Origin of the sequence: Sphingobacterium yanglingense (assembly GCF_004363245.1) — a bacterium.
Taxonomy (GTDB): domain Bacteria; phylum Bacteroidota; class Bacteroidia; order Sphingobacteriales; family Sphingobacteriaceae; genus Sphingobacterium; species Sphingobacterium yanglingense.
Genome location: NZ_SNYV01000011.1, coordinates 1,179,683 through 1,201,362, shown reverse-complemented (window position 1 = coordinate 1,201,362; position 21,680 = coordinate 1,179,683). Strand labels below are relative to the sequence as shown.

Annotated in this window: 14 protein-coding genes; 13 read left to right on the top strand and 1 reads right to left on the bottom strand. The window is 39.6% G+C overall.

Annotation, left to right across the window (positions count from 1 at the left end; translation table 11 throughout):
• Positions 1 to 110: 110 nt before the first annotated feature.
• Both CLV99_RS07440 and CLV99_RS07435 read left to right on the top strand, forming a co-directional pair.
• Entirely contained in the window at positions 111 to 3,296 is a 3,186-nt protein-coding gene (locus CLV99_RS07440) for a SusC/RagA family TonB-linked outer membrane protein (RefSeq protein ID WP_133583844.1), read from the top strand.
• 6 nt (positions 3,297 to 3,302) lie between these two features.
• Positions 3,303 to 4,850 (top strand): SusD/RagB family nutrient-binding outer membrane lipoprotein, encoded by a 1,548-nt coding sequence (locus CLV99_RS07435; protein WP_133583843.1) that lies wholly within the window; start codon positions 3,303 to 3,305, stop codon positions 4,848 to 4,850.
• Between the two features lie 17 nt (positions 4,851 to 4,867).
• On the opposite strand, the gene CLV99_RS07430 is transcribed toward CLV99_RS07435, so the two are convergent.
• Positions 4,868 to 5,095 (bottom strand): PLDc N-terminal domain-containing protein, encoded by a 228-nt coding sequence (locus CLV99_RS07430; RefSeq protein WP_133583842.1) that lies wholly within the window; start codon positions 5,093 to 5,095, stop codon positions 4,868 to 4,870.
• A 226-nt stretch (positions 5,096 to 5,321) separates the two neighbouring features.
• Here CLV99_RS07430 and CLV99_RS07425 point away from each other — a divergent pair, with 226 nt between their 5' ends.
• From CLV99_RS07425 to CLV99_RS07375, 11 genes are all read left to right on the top strand, one after another.
• A complete protein-coding gene (locus CLV99_RS07425) occupies positions 5,322 to 6,077 on the top strand; it encodes a hypothetical protein (RefSeq protein WP_133583841.1) in 756 nt (251 codons plus the stop codon).
• Between the two features lie 252 nt (positions 6,078 to 6,329).
• Positions 6,330 to 7,637 carry a mechanosensitive ion channel family protein gene (locus CLV99_RS07420; RefSeq protein WP_133583840.1) on the top strand — a complete coding sequence of 436 codons (1,308 nt, stop codon included), beginning with the start codon at positions 6,330 to 6,332 and terminating at the stop codon, positions 7,635 to 7,637.
• Positions 7,638 to 8,266: 629 nt separating this feature from the next.
• Complete coding sequence (locus CLV99_RS07415) at positions 8,267 to 9,196, top strand: nucleotidyltransferase family protein (RefSeq protein WP_133583839.1); 930 nt, start codon at positions 8,267 to 8,269, stop codon at positions 9,194 to 9,196.
• 261 nt (positions 9,197 to 9,457) lie between these two features.
• Entirely contained in the window at positions 9,458 to 10,573 is a 1,116-nt protein-coding gene (locus tag CLV99_RS07410; RefSeq protein WP_133583838.1) for a helix-turn-helix transcriptional regulator, read from the top strand.
• A gap of 651 nt (positions 10,574 to 11,224) precedes the next feature.
• Complete coding sequence (locus CLV99_RS07405) at positions 11,225 to 12,397, top strand: HEAT repeat domain-containing protein (protein WP_133583837.1); 1,173 nt, start codon at positions 11,225 to 11,227, stop codon at positions 12,395 to 12,397.
• 14 nt (positions 12,398 to 12,411) lie between these two features.
• The gene (locus CLV99_RS07400) at positions 12,412 to 13,848 is read left to right on the top strand and encodes a glycosyltransferase family 2 protein (RefSeq protein ID WP_133583836.1); all 1,437 of its coding nucleotides are present in this window, start codon (positions 12,412 to 12,414) and stop codon (positions 13,846 to 13,848) included.
• Positions 13,841 to 16,657: a tetratricopeptide repeat protein gene (locus CLV99_RS07395; protein ID WP_162850049.1), complete on the top strand. Its 2,817-nt coding sequence runs from the start codon at positions 13,841 to 13,843 to the stop codon at positions 16,655 to 16,657. Before CLV99_RS07400 ends, CLV99_RS07395 begins: the two co-directional genes overlap by 8 nt.
• Positions 16,644 to 18,779 carry a DUF4838 domain-containing protein gene (locus tag CLV99_RS07390; protein ID WP_133583834.1) on the top strand — a complete coding sequence of 712 codons (2,136 nt, stop codon included), beginning with the start codon at positions 16,644 to 16,646 and terminating at the stop codon, positions 18,777 to 18,779. The genes CLV99_RS07395 and CLV99_RS07390 overlap by 14 nt, the downstream gene beginning before the upstream one ends.
• A complete protein-coding gene (locus CLV99_RS07385; protein WP_133583833.1) occupies positions 18,760 to 19,308 on the top strand; it encodes a DUF1573 domain-containing protein in 549 nt (182 codons plus the stop codon). The genes CLV99_RS07390 and CLV99_RS07385 overlap by 20 nt, the downstream gene beginning before the upstream one ends.
• Before the next feature lie 143 nt (positions 19,309 to 19,451).
• Positions 19,452 to 19,859 (top strand): hypothetical protein, encoded by a 408-nt coding sequence (locus CLV99_RS07380; RefSeq protein WP_133583832.1) that lies wholly within the window; start codon positions 19,452 to 19,454, stop codon positions 19,857 to 19,859.
• A gap of 67 nt (positions 19,860 to 19,926) precedes the next feature.
• Positions 19,927 to 21,552 (top strand): helix-turn-helix domain-containing protein, encoded by a 1,626-nt coding sequence (locus CLV99_RS07375; protein WP_133583831.1) that lies wholly within the window; start codon positions 19,927 to 19,929, stop codon positions 21,550 to 21,552.
• Positions 21,553 to 21,680 lie beyond the last annotated feature (128 nt).

Sequence of the window (21,680 nt, the reverse complement as noted above, 5' to 3'; positions counted from 1 at the left end):
TACAGCAATTCTTTTTCCGAATGTGTTGAGGGGGTAATCAAGAGGGAGCGCGGATTATTCCCAAAAACATCAGCCGTTAATTTTTAACCATTAATATTATTGTTTTTAATATGAACAGAGCTTTACATATAAGCCTCGTCTGGGCGACTATTGCCCTGGGGACAGGAAAAATCTATGCCCAATCTTCCCTTGTCGGAAGAGTTGTTAACCAAGAGGGGCAGGCTATCGCGGGAGCCACAGTTACGGATCTCGCTACACTCGTCAAAACGCAAACCGATGCCGATGGACGATTTTTATTGAGTATCAAGGCAGATCAACCACGTGTTAGTGTTAGTTATATAGGATATGAAGAACAAACTCTACAGGGATTTTCCCTTTCAGGAGATTTGTTGGTTACGTTGATTCCTGCATCGGAGCAACTGAATGAGGTGGTAGTCACGGCCTTGGGAATATCTCGGGAGAAGAAAGCCTTGGGGTACGCTGTACAAGAAGTGAAAGGTACAGAATTACAGACAAGGCCTACGAATGCCGTTAGTGCTCTTTCTGGTAAAGTTGCCGGTCTTCAGGTAATTTCTTCTGGTGGTAATATGGGAGGTTCCTCTCGTGTACTCTTACGAGGGATCAACTCTATCGCTGGAAATAATCAGCCACTTTATGTCATTGATGGTACACCTATTGATAATAGTGATCTGAATACGACATCGACTATCAATGGTAGTGCAGGAAAGGATGTAGGAAACCTGATCCAAGACATTAATCCAGATGATATTGCGAGTGTAACGGTTTTGAAGGGGCCGACAGCTGCGGCATTGTATGGTTCGAGAGCTGCCAACGGAGTGATTCTAATTACTACTAAAAAAGCAGCTAAAGGAGAGCGCGTAGATATTTCTGTGAATACGGGACTGGAATTTGAAAATGTGGTGCGTTTGCCTAAGAGACAGAAACTATATGGACAGGGCTATTCTACGGATTTTAAAACGCAAGAAATCAATGGAAAGGACTATCAGATAGTAGATTATGCTTCGGATGAAAGTTGGGGACCTCGTTTAGATGGACGGGAAGTATTGCAATGGTACGGATTAGATCCTGAAGATGAAGCTGCTTATCTGAAAACTACTCCTTGGGTATACCCGAAGCACGATGTAAACTATTTCTTCAGAACAGGATTGTCAAATACCAATAACTTGGCAATAGCAGGGACTAGCGAAAATACAAGTTATAGATTCTCCTATACCAATCGAAATGTCCGTGGTACGGTCCCCAATGCGACGTTGAATAGGAACACGCTGAATTTCTCTGGTGGAACGCAATTTGGTAAACTTCGTATTACTTCAAACTTAAACTATGTAAGGAACAGCTCTGTTGGTAAACCTTGGTCAGGTGCTTCGAATAGAAATATCATGTTGGAGGCATTTCAATGGGGGGCGGTACAGGTTGATTATAAACTATTGGAAGACTATAAGCGCGCCGATGGTACCCCAAAAGCGTGGAACAGAACGGGATGGCAAAATACACCTGCTGGAAAAGCGACACGTTTTATCGATAATCCATTTTGGTCAGCTTACGAGAGTTATTTAGAGGAGCAACGAGATCGGTTTTATGGTAATGTAGGATTACAATATGAGGTCAATGATTGGTTAACGCTGAATGCAAAAGCACATGGTGATATCTATAATTTCAGATCTCAAGATAGGATAGCTGTGTACTCTAGAAGTACCTCTCAGTACGAAGAATCGGCCAATACATTGAATGAGTATAATTATGAATTTTTGGCAACAGCAAATAAAAGATGGAACAATTGGTCTTTGATCGCTAATGCAGGTGCCAATCTGAGGGATCAAAAACGAAAAGTAGATTATGCAATCACGCAGGGAGGTCTGGTCGTACCTAACTATTATAATTTAAAAAATGCGTCTTCAGTGAAGGTCGATAATTTCCGTTACCACACGCGAACGCCCTCTTTGTATGGTAGTGTATCTTTAGGTTATGCAGATTACCTATTCTTAGATGCAACAGTACGGAATGATTGGTCTTCGACTCTACCTATTAAAGACAACTCTTTCTTATATCCTTCGGTGACCGGAAGTGTTATATTGAGCCAGCTAGAGGGGTTAAAGCAATTGGATTGGCTTTCTTTTGCAAAAGTAAGATTGGGATGGGCTCAGGTGGGTAACGCTACAGAACCTTATCAATTGGCCAAAACATATGACGTAGAGCAAGCATTTGATGGCAGACCTGCCAATAGTTTGTCTCAAAAATTGAATAATGAATTTTTAAAGCCGGAGATGACGAGCTCGTGGGAGACGGGTGTCCAGTTGCAGTTATTCCGTAATCGCTTGGGAGTGGATGTAACCTATTATAATAATGATTCGCGAAACCAAATACTTGCTGTTCCGGTTTCTTCTTCTTTTGGTTATGAGACCAAAGTTCTCAATGCCGGTAAGATCAATAATAAAGGAATTGAGGTCACATTGACAGGAACACCTATCAAACGGAGCGGTTTTGAATGGAATACAATGTTGAATTGGTCTAGAAACCAAAATAAAATTGTGGAAATCGATGATATGGTCAATACGTTGACCCTAAGTGATGCATTGGTTAATCTAGTAGCGCGAGAAGGAGAAACTTATGGTCAGTTCTTAGGGTATGATTTCGTATATACAGACGACGGACGTAAAGTATTGGATAAAGATGGACTGTATATGAAGACTTCTCAATTAACGCCACTAGGCTCCGTTTTGCCAAAGTATATTTTTGGCTTTCAGAACCAATTTCGATACAAAGGTTTTAATCTAGGTTTTTTAATTGATGGCAGGGTTGGAGGAAGCTTCTTCTCGCAAACGTATAAAGTAGGGATGTATGCAGGAATATTGGACAAGACGGCTGCAAATAATATCCGGGAGACGGGGGTAGTGTTGGATGGGGTAAAAGCTGATGTTAATTTCAATTCAGACGGAACTTATACGGTTAGTAATGTAAAGGAGAACGATACCCGGGTTACGGCACAGCAGTGGGCGAGGAATGAATACAATGGTCCTACAGCATTCTCCATCTTTGATGCTACTTTCGTCAAATTACGTGAGGTGACACTTGGCTACAACTTCAAAATCAATAAAGCGAAAGCGGTGAGGGATTTGGGGATATCTCTGTATGGCCGTAATCTTTGGAACATCTATACAAAAAGCAAATATATCGACCCAGAATTTACTTCCAGTGGAGGGAATGTGCAGGGGATAGAAGGGGGAAATATTCCTACTCCGGTAACTTATGGTTTTAATATAAACGTTAAATTTTAGAGTAAGATGAAAGGATATAAATATATAATAGGATTGTTGTTGGCAACTTTACAGTTTGCAGGTTGCTCGGATCGCGTTTTTGAAGAAATCAATACGGATCCTAATAAGCCGGCTGCCGTAAGCACGTCAAGTTTGCTGGTTGGTGGTGAACGGCTTTTGATAAATACGGTCAGGAATCCCGATCTGAATCTTCGCGGAGCGCAGTTGTATGCGCAGTATTTTAGTCAGAATATCTATACCGACCAATCGCGTTATATGATACCTGTAAATTATTCGGATGCATTTTGGACTGGGGTAAATCGAGCATTGAATAACCTCAATGAGATTATAAAGTTGAATGTGGACGAACGAACGAAAGAATGGGTGACTACGGGTGGAGTAGGTACGAATGCTAATCAGATAGCAATAGCCCGAATATTGAAATCGTACGCTTTTCACAATCTAACGGATGTATTCGGGGATATCCCTTATCAATCTTATGGCAGTAAGGATCCTGATTTTGAAGCATTACAACAGAACCCGGATAATCTTACTCCAAAGTATGCTCCGCAGGAGAAAATATACACCGATATTCTAAATGAGTTAAAACAGTCGGCGGATACATTGCTCAAGTATAAAGAATTACAGACTTTTAAGAATTCGGATATTATATATGATGGCAACAATCTGAAATGGGCCAAATTTGCGAATAGCCTGAGATTGCGATTGGCTAATCGTGTTGCGCATAAATTGCCAGGATTAGCTGCGGAGCATATAAATGACGCTTTGCAAAAGGGTGTTTTTGAATCTAACGCGGACAATGCGGTGTTTAAATATTCGAATTCCTCTCCGAATGAAGCTCCGCTCTATCAGGCGACGGTTACGGCCAATAGAAAAGATTTTGCTATTTCACATGTTATTGTGGATGTATTGAAGGGAGATAGAGGACCTTTTGGTATTGTAGATCCCCGTCTGAAAGTGTTTGCGAAGCCGAATAGTAAAGGTGTGTACTTTGGTCAACCTTATGGATTACCGTTGGCGGCAGCGGATTTATTTCCTGTAGATTCTGTGTCACTCCCTGGTACGGTTATAAATGCGGCTAACTATGGTGAAGTTTTAATGGAATATGCAGAGGTACAGTTTCTGATCTCAGAAATAAAAGGATGGGATGACCAGACATACAAAAAAGGTGTGCGTGCGTCTTTGGAAAAATGGCAGGTTGATCAGAATGATATCGACAGTTATTTGAGTTTACTGCCCATCGCTAATAAAGAGAATGTATTAAGCCAAAAATATCTAGCCTTGTTTAACCAAGGAATAGAGGGGTGGTCAGAGATCCGTCGAACGGGGTATCCGCTGTTTTTAGTTAAAAAGGGAGATGTTGTATGGTCTGGCGTAGTCAAAGGAACTCAGGTGTCTTACCCGTTCCTGCCCGAGGTAGGAGATGGGATTCCTAGCCGCTTTATTTATCCGCTAAAGGAACAGAGTACGAATAGAACAAAATATAGAGAAGCTCTTGAGCGACAGGGGGACGATGTTGTCAGTACAAGGGTATGGTGGAACAGAAACAATTAGTTTTTTTGAGCCGATTACTAAGGGTAATCGGCTCTTTTGTTTAGAAGAATCTGTGATCTGCTACTGCCATTTTTACCTATTCTCCAATAAGCGATCCATCCAAAAAATGTCGTCAGAAGAATAATTAATACCCAGAATAATCGTTCGTGGCTATATAGTTTAGGATTGTTTACCGCATGGTACAGCGTATAAACAAAAATAGCAAATAGCAGAACTATTAGGGTCAAGAGCTCTATATTCTCCATAAATGGCAAGTATATATTATTAACGTATGATATTCAGTTTTTCAATCTGTCAAAGATAAGATTTAAGTATTCCGCAAAATATGGGAAACCGTAAAGCAGGCGTAGGCCTTGTTGATTTGAGATCTCATTTTGCGAGTTGTGCGTTAAAACCTGAAAGCTAGGGTAACATTTTAAAGCTTTTGTGTATAGATAAGTAAAATGGATACTTATAATATTTACAAATTAGATGCAACTCAAGATTAAACAGATTATTTTACTATTTCTACTTTTTACTGTTTCATTGATTATGTGGTATGTATATCCTCAGGGTAGTAATAAGATTTTTTATCAAAACTATCGCTATCTGTCTCAGATTAGAAAGAGCGGACCATATATCATAAAAAGACTGACGAGTGCCGATTTGGACTATGTGCCCTGTCTATTGTTGGGAAATAAAGTAGATGAAGATGCTATTTATCTAGATCCAGAAGGCAATAGTATATGGTATTTATCTATTGCTAATGCAAGCGAGAATGTCCTTTATAGCGTGTCCTCTTGGTTACAAATAGATTTTGAAGGAAATACCATAAAGCGTCTTTCTGAAAACCAACAACCACCTAGTGGAGGAATATTTCTAAAAGATAAGCTTCAAGTAGAGGATGCGGATTGGGATGACTCAGATGACAGGCTAAGAGTAGTTCATTTCAAACGAAATCATTTTAACTGGAGTATACTTAATCCGCTCGATATTTACGGTTCTACAGATCCTAGATATAAGCCAAAATGGTATTGGGATGGTATAGCCTATCTTAGATTGAACCTGCCAGACGGAGCAATTGATTTTAAAACAGAAACAAGTAATAAGGAAAATGGATATAATTTTGAAGCCAAGCTTTTTGAAGTGCCAACTGCGTTCTCCAAAAATCAAGCTATGATATTGACTTTAGCCAATACGGAAGCATTGAATGGAGACAAAGGGATATATTTCATTTACAAAAAATAAAATTATTGCTAACGGGCTACATCTACCTATTCTTCTGCTTTAGGAAAGTCAAACTGATCTCCTGATATTTTTATTAAGGGAATGCCCGCATATTTATGTTATATTAGTCGATTGACTGTATTGATGGAGCTACCATTTTTTTGAAATTGGGGAGGGTCTTGATCAATCAGTACTACCTATTTTAGGAGAACCCAATTCGAATAAGGAAGATTTTTGTGGTATCTGCTTTATAGAAAGAAACGTAAAAAGAATATGGAAGAAACGACGATACTGAATTTTAGCGAACAATCGACCAGTGCAATTTACCAACAGACATTTGATTGGATCAAAAGCTTTGGACTGGCGGAACAGATCAATCATATATTAGCTTCTGGAGCATTACTTTTTTTCGCCTGTGTACTTTTAGCAATCGTTGATTATATAACAAGGTATGTATTCAATACCTTGGCAAGCAGATTTATAAAAAAAACAAATACCGATTGGGATGACCGTTTGCTCGATAATAGAGTACAGGTTCATCTGAGCCGGTTGATCCTAGTCCTTATTGCGCAGCAGGTATTCCCCTTTATATTTATGGGCTTTCCTGTATTCAGTAGTGCTTTGAGTACCTTTTTGGCGATTCTGATGATACTTGCTGTCTATGCATTGGTCAATAGTGTATTGCGTACTATGAGGGATATTCTTCGGAGTACGAAGGTGTTTAAGGACAAGCCTGTTGATAGTTATCTTCAGGTCGTACAGATTTTTTTGATATTCATTGTTGGTATGTTGGTCGTATCGTTGTTAACGGGCGAATCCCCATGGTCATTTTTAGTGTCCCTAGGTGCTGCATCTGCAATCTTGATGTTGGTGTTTAAAGATACAATTCTAGGTTTTGTAGCGAGTATACAAGTGTCGGCCAATGATTCTGTTCGTGTAGGGGATTGGATTGAGATGCCCAAATATGGAGTAGATGGAGATGTGCTGCAGATAAATTTGAATAATGTACGTATTCAAAATTGGGATAAAACTATTGTCACTATTCCAACCTATACATTACTCAGCGATTCGTTCAAGAATTATAGAGGTATGCAGGAGAGCGGTGGTCGACGTATAAAGCGGCCGATTAATATTAAGATCTCTTCCATACGTTATGTAACTCTGGAGGAAATTGAAGAGCTCAAGAAAATTGCCCTTTTAAAATCCTATATTGAAAAACGAGAAGGAGAGATAGCTGCCTTCAATAAAAAAGAAGGTGTGGACGACAGTGTGTTGGTCAATGGCCGACGGATGACCAATATTGGATTATTTCGTGCTTATGCAATGGCCTATGCGCGAAATAATCCTGGGATTCACCAAGAGCTAACGCTTTTGGTCCGTCAGCTAGCACCTACAGAGCATGGCTTACCGTTAGAGTTATATATGTTTACTAAGGGGACACAGTGGGCATTTTTTGAAGATACAACGTCTGATTTATTTGACCATCTCTTTGCTGCTATTAAATATTTTCATCTTGAAGTTTTTGAGCTGCCTGCCTCAGATGATCTACGTCGTGTGGTGGCAGAACGGGCTTCATTATAATTTGTTTCTTAAGGTTCGCGTTTCTTTCTTCTCGTCCTATTTCCGAAAGTCTTAACGAGAGGAAATCTATACAATAGTCTTTTTGAAGTAGTACTCCATGAGAGAAAGTTTTGACGCTGGCCGAAAACTTTCCTCCTTTTTCTTCATTGTGCTTGACGTGTGAATCTAATACTTAATATGCCAAGGAGCGATGATGAATTTACTTGAACAATAAAATATGGTTTGTGGTCAATTTGAGACAGAGGCAAAAAGCTTCTTGTTCTCAATCATATCATTACCTTCGCTCTCATTAATTCGTGCCCTGTAATACTTGAACGGGTATTAATATTAGGATGTAAGACTTTCTATTACCGTTATAAATTTTCATAAATCGTGTATGAAGGAGTGGCCATTTTGGGCACTCCTTCCTTATGATTAAAAGGGAAATAAAATTTTGGTGTTAAGGGATTAGATACAAGGTAAGAGGCATTATCCATACGGAGGGACCACTGGATCAGGGATAGCTAGGGACTGCAAAGAGATATGGTGGTGTAATACACAGCGGTAATATTTAGGATTGGGGGACGATGTCCTCATGCAAGACAAATTAGTCTTCCAAGAAGTATATAAAGAAGTAACTAGTGTAATATATGGATTTAAACAGGAGTAAACCGACGTTGCTGATTATGGCAGCAGGGATGGGAAGCCGTTATGGTACGCTGAAACAATTTGATAGTTTCGGACCGACCGGAGAGACAATTCTCGATTATTCGATTTACGATGCTATAGCAGCAGGGTTTGGAAAAGTCGTTTTTGTAGTTCAGGCACAGTCGTTGCCTACACTCCGTACATTGTATGAAGAGAAGCTGTCTCATAAGATTGAAGTGCGCTATGCCATACAGGATTCTGATCTAAAGAAATTTGGTATTAACCAGGAAGTGCAACGCATTAAGCCATGGGGGACAGGGCACGCTGTTCTTAGTGCTTTTGAACATATTAATGAACCATTTGCTGTGATCAACGCAGATGATTTCTATGGACGGGATGCCTTTCAGAAAATGGCTGATTTTCTGCGTACGAAGATTTCGCATATGCATATGGGGATGATAGGCTTTCGATTGGCCAATACGTTATCAGAACATGGAACCGTATCACGGGGAGTATGTGGAGTTAACAGCAGTGGCAACTTAGAGACAATTGTTGAGCGAACTCAGATATACTATAAGGAAAATGGTAGTGCTAAAGAGATTATCTATAAGGAAAATGATGTTGAGCAGTGTCTCGGAGCTGATGTACAGGTCTCTATGAATTTTTGGGGCTTCACGCCAAAAATTTTCAAAGTTGCTTTAGATTTGTTTACCGTATTTGTCGAACAGAACTTGGAAAATCCTAAAGCTGAGTTTTTTATACCTGTAGTAGCTGATTATATGATTCGTAATTCTCTGGCAAATTTTGAGGTCGTTGGTACCAGTGCCAAATGGTTTGGGGTTACATATAAAGAGGATAAGATAAATGTACAGCGGTCTATAATGGAACTTGTAGAGTCAGGAGTCTATCCTCGTTATCTTTTTTCAAGTTAGCGCAGTATTGCCGCTGTTGTACTTTTCCTATACTACAACAGCGATCATACTCGTATTTTAGGTGTTGATATACAATAAATGTAGTTGTTATACTACATTTGTAATTTCAAGTTGATATTTAGGTTCTTAAAGTTGTTATTTCGGTTATTTTTGGTGTTTAGTCACAACTTATGAAAAACCTCTAACCGTAAGACATGAAATCGTTATGTCTCTAGGGAATTGGTGGTTCCGAAAGTTACAGTACCTAAACACGCTATTGAAATGAATATTTTATTAACTGTTTCGACATTTACGGTGCTAATCCTGAGCGCTTTTTTTATTTTTCTAAATATGGGAAAGGAAAAAATTGTGTTCAATCGCTATTTGTTGTTGATGCTTCTAATGGGTGTATTTTCTCTAATGTTAGAATATGTATCTCAGGTATTAGCATCGCCATGGTTACATTTCGTTTTGGAGTTTCCGATAGGATTATTATACGGCCCAGGATTGCTACTTTTGATTCATAACTTACCTCAAAACCATACTCCGACTCAACCTATTTGGTTACACCTGATCCCCTTCTTTGTGGCTTTAATAATCTATTCGATCATTGTCCAAGATTCTGATCTGCATTATCGTTATAGTTTAGACTACACCATGGCTATGCTGTTTATTACTACACTTCATTTGGGATGTTACTTATTATATCTTAGACCGAGTGTGTCAAGGATACTGCGGGGACGTATTAAGGAAAATAAGATTACAAAAGGAGCATGGTACTTGTCTTTTTTGATTTTGATTGCAAGTTTGTTCTCTTCCTTGAAAGATATGATCAATGATGCTGGAAATATTTATATCCATAGGATTATTTCCCTTCTATTATATAGTATGTTCCTGCTAGGGGCTTGGTTCATTTTTTTTACCCAAAGGAGGCTGAAAAAAATGTGGTATTCCATTGAAAAAAGTAACGAGGAGCGAGATGTTTCCGCTCTGGAGAAGAATAACAATAAGGAGAAATACACAATCCCATTGATTCCTCTTACAAGGGATCAGGAGGTTTCCTATCGAGGCCGGATTGAGCTATTCATACAGACATTGGCTTATTTGGATAGTGATCTTAACAAAGACAAATTCAGCAGTCAGTTGGAGATTCCGGTGCATCATATCGCCCCCTTTCTCAAACAGGAGTTTGGTAAAGGTTTTAATGCATTTGTCAATCAGTTGCGTCTAAATTACGCTATACGACAGCTTAAAAGTGAAGAATTGATGTATACGATAGAAGATCTGTCTATGGTCTGTGGTTTTAATTCCCGCGCCTCTTTTTATAGAAATTTTCAAGCTGAATTTGGTTGTTCCCCTCATCAATACCGTTTGGACTATGAAGAGCCATTGAATTGAGTTTAAAAACGTCCTATTATTAATTCCCTTCCTGTCTACATTATAGCTACGAGATTAAATATTAGTCTTTCCTGGGCTAGTATATGAGGTCATTTTAATTGCTGTGATAGTATAGCTTTGTTATTCCCTATTATCGTGAATCATAGGTCTAAGTATTGCAATAGCTAAAATTTTTATGCCTTTATCGTATTTTTGTTCCGTCCATATTTGTCCAGATGCATTTATCCTTTCCGCTATAAAATGCACTTGTGGCTTTCTGTCCACACCAATTGAAAACTTCTTTTTTATCGTCTTATTTTATCCCATAAAGTGCCATATCTAAGAAAGAAACATTTTCCTTTTAGCGAAAAAAAACAATTTTCATATTTGTTTTTATGAGATACTCGTTGTTTTGTTAATTTTCTGTTTTTCAGATGTTTATTGTTTTTGTGGAGGTGTCTTATTTTGTTTTTTTTGCTTAGTTGTACAGGATGTCCACTTGGAGCTGTAGGCTTTTGAGACGCTATTGTTTACAGCAATTGCAAACTTTGTTAATCATTATTTTGTGGGGAGCAAATTGTTTTAAACATGCATAAACATGCAAGGTTGCTGCCAGAAAGTAGTGTTTACTAATCTAAGAACAAAATATTAAAAATAGTAAAGACAGACGTTATGTATTACGATTACTACTTGTATTATTTGAGCTACCTGAGCTCATTGTACAATGGATACCCATTGATTATCCGCATCACTGTAGTGATGGTGATGGTACTTGCTGCAATCACTTTGCTTGGTGTATTTCGATTGCTATATATTGGCTATAGAATAAACCGAAAAGACGAAACCAAAAAAAATACAAAGGATCACTTTGAGGAGAAGTTGACATTCGTCATGCAGAATAAAATAAATTATGAAGTCGATGAAATCCAAGAATTACTACAGTATGATACAAGTAAAGCTAAGCGGTGGAAGGCTGATGTATTGACCGACGTAGTGCTTACTGTTAAGAATTCAGTTTATAAGAAAGGAGAATTGAATGAAATTAACTACAAGAACTGTATAGAAGCTTTACGTCTTATGGGATTTTGGGAGAAACGAATCCGTACATCTGGTCCAGAGAAGCGTAAGGAAGCTTTACAGATAGTCGGTGCGATGGATAATGGTGTCAATAGTGGTGTTCTCTCCAAGTCTACCTTCCATAAAAATAAGCACTTACGGAAAACTGCGCGTGACCTACATACGAGTCAGGATAGTTATAATCCATTTCGATTTATGGAAGAGAATTTTGACGAGGCCTTTACTCAGTTGGACAAACTGCGTCTACATTCGACACTCGTTAAGCGATCTAAGGAAGGGCGTCTTCCGAATCTGTTGCGCTGGATCAATAATTCGAAAAATCCGAATTACATTGTTTTTATTTTACGAGAAATAGGTTTTTTTAAACAATATGAGGCTGCGCCAACATTAATGGGGATGTTGGATAGACAGGAAAACAGAGATGTAAGAGCGCAGATTATATTGACTTTGGGTGCACTCGAATATATTGAGTGTACTTCGGTTCTAATAGATAGATTCCATCTTGAGACAAATATCGTAAGAGAATCAATAATCACCACAATGGGACATTTGCAGGGAGGGGAGAGTTTACGGTTTCTAGTAGAAGCTTATCGTTCCACCGAAGATGTAAACTCGAAGCTAGTCATTGCCCGAGCAATTAAAAATCATGGCGAACAGGGTAATCAGGAGTTGTTGCGGCTGCAGCAAGAAGCACATGTCCAGTCTAATGAAAATGAAAATACGCTGCTGAATCAAGTGTTTTCCGAAGCCGTAGTCTTACCCGTCTAAATAATTGCACATCAATGATTTATTTTTTTACGTACCTGATTTATTTTTATGCTACTGCTCTAGCTCTTTTCTATTTAGGGCTGATGATTATGAGTTATTATAATACCCTACGCTACAGGTATAGGTATACAGAAAGAGAAGAGAGTTATCTCAAAGATTTTCCTGAGGAGGCTCCAGGTATATCTATCGTTGCTCCTGCATTCAATGAGGAGGTAATTATCTACGATAGTGTGAATTCATTACTGAACCTAGACTATCCGACTTTTGAGGTTATCATTGTCAATGACGGAAGTAAGGATAAGACATTAGATATTCTGATAGAGGAATTTGAATTAGAGGAGATGCCTTATTACTATGCGTATAAGGTGTACTGTAGACCTGTACATCGAATCTTTCGTTCAAAAAATCCGGCGTACAGCAAATTGAAAGTGGTAGATAAGGAAAACGGTGGAACAAAGGCTGATGCAATGAATGCCGGAGTGAATATTGCCCAATATGATTATTTCATCAATACAGATGTGGACTGTATTCTTGCTGAGGATACATTGAGTAAAATTATTCTCCCTGTTCTGGATTCAGACAAACATGTAATTGCTGTAGGAGCTACCATGCGTATGGTAAATGGTTGTACCATCGACAAGGGGCGTATTACACGTGTAAAACCTCCTAACCGGTTGATTCCCCTTTTCCAAGAAACCGAGTACTTGCGTTCTTATCTTGTAGCAAAGATGGGTTGGTCCATGGTGAATGCAATTCCTAACGTCTCGGGAGGATTTGGATTATTTGACCGGAATGTGGTGGTGGCTGCCGGAGGTTTTGACTCTGCTTCACATGCTGAAGATATGGATATGACTGTTCGCATGGTGGCATATATGCGTGAGAACAAGAAAGCGTACCGTATCGTACAATGTCCGTACAGTCTTTGCTGGACGGAGGGACCTCCCAATATAAAAGTGCTGAATAGACAGCGCACACGTTGGGGGAGAGGGATGCTTCAGTTCATTATTGATCATAGAAAGTTCTTTCTCAATAAGGACTATGGTCGATTGGGGTTTCTTGTGATGCCTTATATTGTTTTCTTTGAGTTTCTTGCTCCAATTATTGAATTCACGGGATTCCTCTTTCTTTTGTTTCTCCTATTTACGAATCAGGTAAATTTTGATACATTCTGGATGATGATTGCTTATGCCTATTTGATTGGGCTATCTGTATCGATTGTCACAGTATCCTATGATTTAGTTCTGGGCAAGCTTTACAAAAACTTTTGGGAATACCTCAAGCTGGTCTTGTTTTCAGCGTTTGAGGCTATCTTATATCACCCTCTCGTCGTAATATTCACGCTAAGGGGATACGTTCAATACTTGACCCGTAAGAATTTCAAATGGGGACAAATGACAAGACAGGGATTCTCTCCGTCGAAAAATGCTAATACCGTACATAATAATGCTTAAGAAATTTAAATACGCCAAAATACTAGTTGTCTTCTTTGGGACGCTATCTTACTATCAACCCGTGCAGGCGCAGCGTGCAGGTACTACAATAGAGCGTAATGAGGAAGCCAAAGAAATCAATGACCTCTATAGCAAAGGGAAATGGGAAGAGGGAAAGAATAAAGCAGAGGCAAATCTCAAGAAAAATCCTAAAGACTCAGACATGCGTATGTTGGTCGGTAAATATTACACCCATAGGCAACAATATGACAAAGCTCGGTACGAGTTGGTCAAGTCATTAGAATATGCTCCGGCAAATGTAGAATCTAAGCATATGCTAGTTACGGTAGAAACCGAAACACAGCGCTATTCTAGTGCAATATGTTATATCAATGAGCTCCTAGAAGTAAATCCCTATTGGAAAGGCTTGTGGCGTAAGAAAATAGAGCTATATAGAACGATGGGTAATCACGTAGAAGCGGATCGCCTATTGAAGCGTATCTCCCAGATCTATCCGGAAGACAGTGAGTTGAAAGGCGATCAGGCCTATGTTCAAGAACAACGTGCAGTAGCCGTTGCTAAAGCGGGGCGTATTGATGAGACTATAGAGGTCTCCAAAAAGCGTATTGACGAACAACCTCGGCAGCAGGATAGTTACTTTGCTGTTATCGATAATTATATAAAGGCGGGAGATTATAATAATGCACTCGTTTATACCGAAAGGGCATTAAATGAATTTCCCGGCAATGGGGGATTCGTGCAGAAGAAAATTGCAATTTTGGAACACCAGCAGCGTTATCCAGAAATTCTATCTTTTTTAGAGCTTCAGATGAAAAGAGGTGGCGGTAGTTTGCGTTCACAGTATAATTACTTTTTGCTGGAGGCAGCTCGAAATGCGAAAAACAATGATCCAGCGAGTTTGTATGGTAAAATATTTGAAGGCTCACCGAGTAATAAGGAAGCTTTCGATTATGTTTTTAATGATCGAATAGCTAAGGAGCAATACGAGGAAGCGATTGCGGCATTACATAAACATAGACATAGTGTTGGAGTAAGCAAAGAGCTTGATATGAAAGAGCTGATGGCCTATAAGCGGATGGGCAACGAGGAAAAGGTAGCCGCATTGACGAGAACGTATTTTATCAAATATCCAGCCGATGTTGAACTGAGAGATTCGTATGTAGCCGTGACATTGCAACAGGCAAAGGCCAATATGCTAGATGGAAAAATAGACAACGCTATCAGCGACTGGAAAGACATTATACAGCACGGAGGTGAGGAATCTATAGCCATAGCCCAGAATGGTCTTTATAATGCGTATGTAACCGAAAAGCGCTATCAGGAAGCAATCATGATATTGGACGATATGTTGTTGGATAAGCCTGGGAATATGGATCTGTTACTGAAGAAGTCCGATCTGTATAATAAAGGCGGACGTTATGAGTATGCGCTAAGTATATATGAGCAGGTCTTAGGAGCCGCTTCTCAGCAAGATAGGGATCGCCTTATGAGTGGCTACAGTGAGATGGTGCAACCTTGGGTCAAGAGTTTAAAAGAACGGTATCAGTTGGCTGAAGCACGGCAGCTATGCGACCGCTGGTTGACTGTGGATGATAAGAATCAAGAGGCGTTGTTGTATATGATCAATATCTGCTATCAGGTAAAAGACAAAGCTGCTATGCTACGTTATGCTCAGATTGCGGAAGACCGTTATGGAGATGATATCGCTTTTAAGATTAAACTTGCTGAAGCGATGAATCATAATGCAGAGAAGCGACCCGACTCCTGGGCTTTGTTACATAGGGAGGTGCAATTGAATCCTTATCATGAACCTCTGATCAATACATTTAGCCATACGACCGAAGAATATGCGAGTCAGTTATTAAAACAGAAGGAGCATCTCCAGGCATTGACGGTGATTGATACAGCTTTGTCTTATAAGGAAGACAATAAGACACTCAAGTATATGAAGGGATTGGCTTACGAAGGCTTGAAACAATATGATTCAGCATATCGCTACCAACAGTTTTATGAACCTTCTCTGTTAGAGTTTGCCGATTTTAAGAGTCATCTCGATTATCTCGGCCAAAAGTCTTATCGGAATAATGTCGGAATTTCCCATGTTCGCGCCCGTTATGGAGATGACTATGCGATTACATCGATTTCGACGGTAGAGTACAGCCGTCTGTTACATAATGGAGCAGCTTATATAGGACGATTAAATTATGCTGGTAGGGAAGAAGGGAAAGGTGTACAGGGACAGGTTGAATGGTCCGCTCCTTGGACAGAAAAGCTGTCCACGCGTTTTGACCTTGCGCTGGCAAATAAGTTCTTTGCCAAACTGACTGTAAATGCTGCCGCACTTTATAGCTTCAAACCTACGTGGGAAGCAGAAGGGGGCCTAGGTTACAGAAGGTTATTTACAGGAGAGAATCTGTTCAATCTAAATCTGGGCGTTTCCAAGGATATTGACGATTTTAGGTTATCTGCAAAATGGAGTAATTTTCTACTAGAGAATAAAGGCGAAAGTATTTATCTATACAGTTTGGGAGGAAAAGCCCAATACTTTATGAATAACCCCAAAAACTACCTATTGGCGATAGGGAGTATAGGTAATTCACCGGATATTGACCTCCTGAATACCCAATTCTATAACAGTTTCAACGTATTTAATGCGATGGTGGGAGCAGGAATAGGACGTTCTATAACCAAAAATATAGGAGCTAGTGTTATGGGAACATGGTATAATTTCCAGACTGAAAAAACTGTCGTTACTGCAAACTATAGAAATCTCTATAACCTATATTTTCAGCTGAATGTGTCGTTTTAAGAGGTTTGTGTGGCTATGGGGGATGTTTTCTCTCTTATCTTCGAGCTGTAAAGCTGCTACTTTTGATTTTGCTACCTCACAGCTATTGATCCTTTCAAATGGAGATAAAGAGAGTGCACAGGCAGCAGATTACTTATTTGGGCACCTGGATAAACGAAATACAGACAGGTCTAAGTTCCGTATCCAGCGCTCTGATACTAATCTCGAAGGATTTAGGGGTGGGATTGTCTACGTTGAGATTGTGGAAGATCTGGAAAGCGATTACGAAATAATCAATGAAGAAGGGCGCTTATCACTATTCGGAAGAAATCGGGCAGTACTACGTTGGTTATCTTATATGTTGATCGACCGACTGGGCGACTATCATCGCTTGGATATTGCTGATATCCCGCCTAGTTATATAGATTTTAAAACTGGTAAAGTAGATTTTGCATTCAGATACAGGGATCCACACTTACAGCCTAATCTGAATCAGGATCTATCCGGAATTCTTTTAACACACAATGTAGATCGAGACTGGGGATTATGGGGACATAATCTAAGAAAGGTATTTGTAGAAGGCATTGAAACTGAGGCGATGGCTTTGGTAGATGGGAGACGGGATTCCGAACAATATTGTTTCTCCTCAGAAAAGACCTATCAGGCCATCAAAGCATTTGTCCTTGAAGAGTATGGGCGAGGGCCTCGTGATGCCAGGTGGTTTATGATTGCGCCAAACGACAATGACAAAGTGTGCACTTGTGCATCTTGTCGAAAGCTAGGGAATACTGCAAAGAGCGCCACAGCGGCAATTGTAGTGCTCTTAAATAGACTAACCAAGGAGTTTCCGCTGGATTATTTTTATACTACGGCTTATCGTACGACCCGCGAAGCTCCCAAGATTAGATTGGCCGAACGTGCCGGAGTGCTTCTGAGCACGATAGATCTTCCAAAATCACCTCAACTGAAAATGGAGACACCTTCGGTAAGGGAGTTTACCACGTTGTTGCAGTCTTGGAAGGCACAAACTTCCCATATTTATCTATGGGACTATATATCCAATTTCGATGATTACATCACGCCTTTCCCCGTGTTGCGTCGGGTACAGCGACAGTTAGCCTACTTTAAGAAAATGGGGGTCGATGGATTATTTCTTAATGGAAGCGGTTACGATTATTCACCGTTTGACGATATCAAAACCTATGTGCTGAGTGCGGTTATGATTGATCCTTCTTTGTCCGTATCCGATTTGGTGAAGAGATACCATCAACGGTTCTACCCCGTTTCGGCAGATCTATTGACCAGTTATCTTTTGGAGATAGAGGACAGGCTGGATCATAACAATAGCGATATAGCCATATATAGTTCATTTCGTCAGTTAATGAAATACGGCCTAGATGCAGATCGGTTCAATAAATTCTACGCAGATCTTGTGTTATTAGAACCTCAGCTAAGTGGAGAAGAACGCTACCGAATTAAGAGGTTGATAGATGTCTTGAGCTATACCAAGTTACAGCTAGACTACCATCAGGGGAATCTAGCTAATGGATTTTTGGAGATTGAGAATGATATGTGCCGGTTTTCTAATCGGAATGACCTCTTTATACGTAGGTTGCGCGAATCCCAAAAAGAAGGGATAACGAACTATAAAGAAGAGAAGGGGAGTATAAACCTATACCTCAGGGAATGGGAGCAATTGAAAAGCAGCGTAATACCAGTCAATAAATTTAAGATAAGTAAGGCGAGTGGAATATCTTCCGGAGAACTGTTGGACGAAGCGCATTTGCTGAGCGATAATAAATTAGGTTTTGTTTCAGACTTTAATCAAGGTTGGCTTTTGGCAGGAGAAGATATTAGGGCTATAGGCCATAATCTTAATAAAAGGCAAGGACCTGTAAGGTTGGAGATGCGGTTTCTGTTGAATCCCAGACATCGTATGTATGTGCCCGACCGGGTCGAGCTATGGAATGGAGGGATAAAGATCATGGAGTTTACCTCTTCAGATTTTGTACTGTTGCAGGATATAGCAACTTTAAAAAAGGATGTTGATTTGTCAGATCATACAGATCTAGAAATAAAGATTTATAAAAGTAAAGAGTTGAAAAATTCAGTAATAGCGTGTGATGAAGTACAGTTATATTAGTTATTGTTTTATTGTTGGAGTGATTTTCATTTTCACTTCTTGTGTAGACCTTTCCAAGCGTAAGACCACGATGGAGGTCGAGGACAACGAACGTCATTATTATCCCATTTTGGCAGGGCAGCAAAAAGATCTCTCCTTCAGATTGAAGAATGTCGGCAAGAATCCGTTAATGATTACCGATATTATCACTTCATGTGGATGCCTGAAGGTTGATGAGGGAGCGGGAGCTTTTACTGTTCCTCCTGGTAAAGAGCGTCTACTAACCCTAAGTTACAATAGCGCTAAGAATATCGGCTACGTCAAACACTATATCACTCTCTATGGAAATTTTGAGGATGCTCTTTACAAGGAGTTGGTATTTGATATCAATGTGGTGCCCAATGCGATGTATACCAAAGATTACGAAGAGCTTTATTCGGACGATATCAAAGGACAGGGAGGATTCAAAGAGTTTGTGGATGGTGATGCAAGCAATAAAGGATACTATATGGACGAAGACTTCAGTAAAAGTATACACGACAATAAATAGGCTTTTCCATAGGGATTTTATTGCCTTGAGTATTAAATTTTTAATCGTAATAGTGGTTTAATAATTTTTTTAATGAATAGAATTGCGGATATTTAGCGCAGGTTGCATCATTTTTGCCAGCTAATGATGCTAAATATCTACGTATGAATTCAGTATCTTATAATCCAAAAGAAATACTGTCTACCTTGACGGAATTGGAAGGTAGGCTAAAGTGTTCGATCGATAAGCATTGTCCGGATAGAGAATTGGCACTCTCCGAAGATTTGGACAAAGCACTTGAGGAGTTTTTAGAACTTAAGAATGAAACAGACGATCAAGTGGCTTATCTGTCTTCTCAGTTGGCTCTGTTACATCTCCAGAGAGAATTGGAAAAAACAATCGGTGTTGTGGTAGACTCCAACAATCTTCGCGCCTTTCATGATTTTAATACATTTCATGGTACAGGTAGGAGAGAGGAGTCGGTCAGGAAAAAAGGTTGGAATACCCACATGCTTGTTTTGATAGCATTTACAATTGGATTACTCGTTACTGTCACGCTGTTCTTTTGGTAGTATCCAAAAGGATTTTCAAGAATTCTGTTCATTCAGTTGATAGAAAAAGAAGCGTTAGCAAGTAAGTATGAAGTTAATTTGTTGTTTCCTATTAGGATTGACAGTATTACTGTCATCTGTTTATGGTCAGGGCATGACCGGTGGAGATTCGTTCCATAAGCGATATGTTGAAGTTATTGTGTCCCTTGTCGCTACCGATATACACGCGGCCCACAGGGCTGCAGATTCCCTGTATAATGTCGCAAGTACCGATGAACAAAAGATTAAATCATTAATGCTACTGGCTAAGATCTTCGAGAATCAAGGTGATATACGGACGAGCATTTACAACGGGATGAAAGCCGATACGATCGCTAATTCTACAATGAACTTTTCTTGGCAAAGTAATACAGCTGGCTTTCTAGCGACAGCTTTTCGGCAGATTGGATTGTTTGGAGTATCGATGGGGTATTTGGAAAAGGCAGCGCGTGCAAATGAAAGCCAGGATGACAAAAAAATGCAAAACCTTACACAGGTCAACATTCTTCATGAACGAGTTTTTCATAGTCTAGAGCAGGGCCGATATGAAGAGGCTCGGCAGTATGCTAAAAAAGCAACCACGTCTATTGATATGGACGGCAAGGAGAATAAGGGCGCCCTATTGATAAAAGCAACAAATGACCAGCTGATGGGAGTCTGCGAATTTCATCTGGGCAATTTTAGCGAAGCAGGTATTTTTTTTAATCGCTCTTTAGATAAGATTGGAGAAGTCGAGAGTAACCTCAAACCTTATATCTATAGAATGCAGGCCGAAGTTGCTCTAGCGGAAAACCAGATAGTAAAAGCAAAAGAATATTTGGACAAAATTACACCTTATCTTACTTCTGGCGAAGTAGAAGAGTTAACAATGCTTACTTACACTAGTTGGGCCAAATATTATGACAAGATCGGAAATTTGGGTAAATCGGCAGGACATAGAGTGAAGGCCAGTGAAATAAAAGCTAAAAGAGATAAAGTCGCGAAACAGTTGTCAGACGAAATGATTATCCGACTCCATTCGACGAAGCAGGAATATAGAATCAGGTATATTTATGCTATTGCGGGTATACTCTTCGTGCTTGTGGCGACTACATTCGCCCTGTTATGTATCTATCGTCGTAAAAATATGTACAAGCTGCGGTGCACACCTGCGATCTCAAGGTATGTCGATGCTGCAGGGGAAACAGTTCTTGGAGCAGAAAGCTTGAAGACTGGTATGTCCTCTCCGACAGTTGATATAGCAAAGCGTATCGATGAGGAGGGGCAATCTGTCGCTCTCAAAGTGAAAGATATTAATATTTCTAAGGATACTGAGCGGAGACTATGCGAGCAGCTAGATAAACTGGATAAAGAGCATTTTTACCTCGAAAAGAGCATTACACTCAATCAGCTGGCCAGCAATATGGGAACAAATCCACGTTATGTGACCTATATTATTCAACGTTATAGGGGAAAAGATTTTTATGAGTATATACAGAACAAGCGTATCGAGTATATAATCGACCAATTACATAAATGCCCAGAATTACTCGGTTATAAGCTGTCTTATCTAGCTGATATGTGTGGTTTTACTTCGCTCAGTAAGTTTTCGACAGCCTTCAAACTAGTGACGGGGACGCCCCCTTCGGCTTATGTCCATTTCATAAAAAAAGAGCTGGAGGATAAATCTTCATAGAAAGTCTATTCCTATAGTAAGAAACATTTTCCTTTTGTCGAAAATTAAAGCTTTTAAAGCCGTGTTCTAAAGCCTATTCATGACCTAATTCTTCTTTGTGGAATTGAGACAGTTTTTGCGTTCTCCAA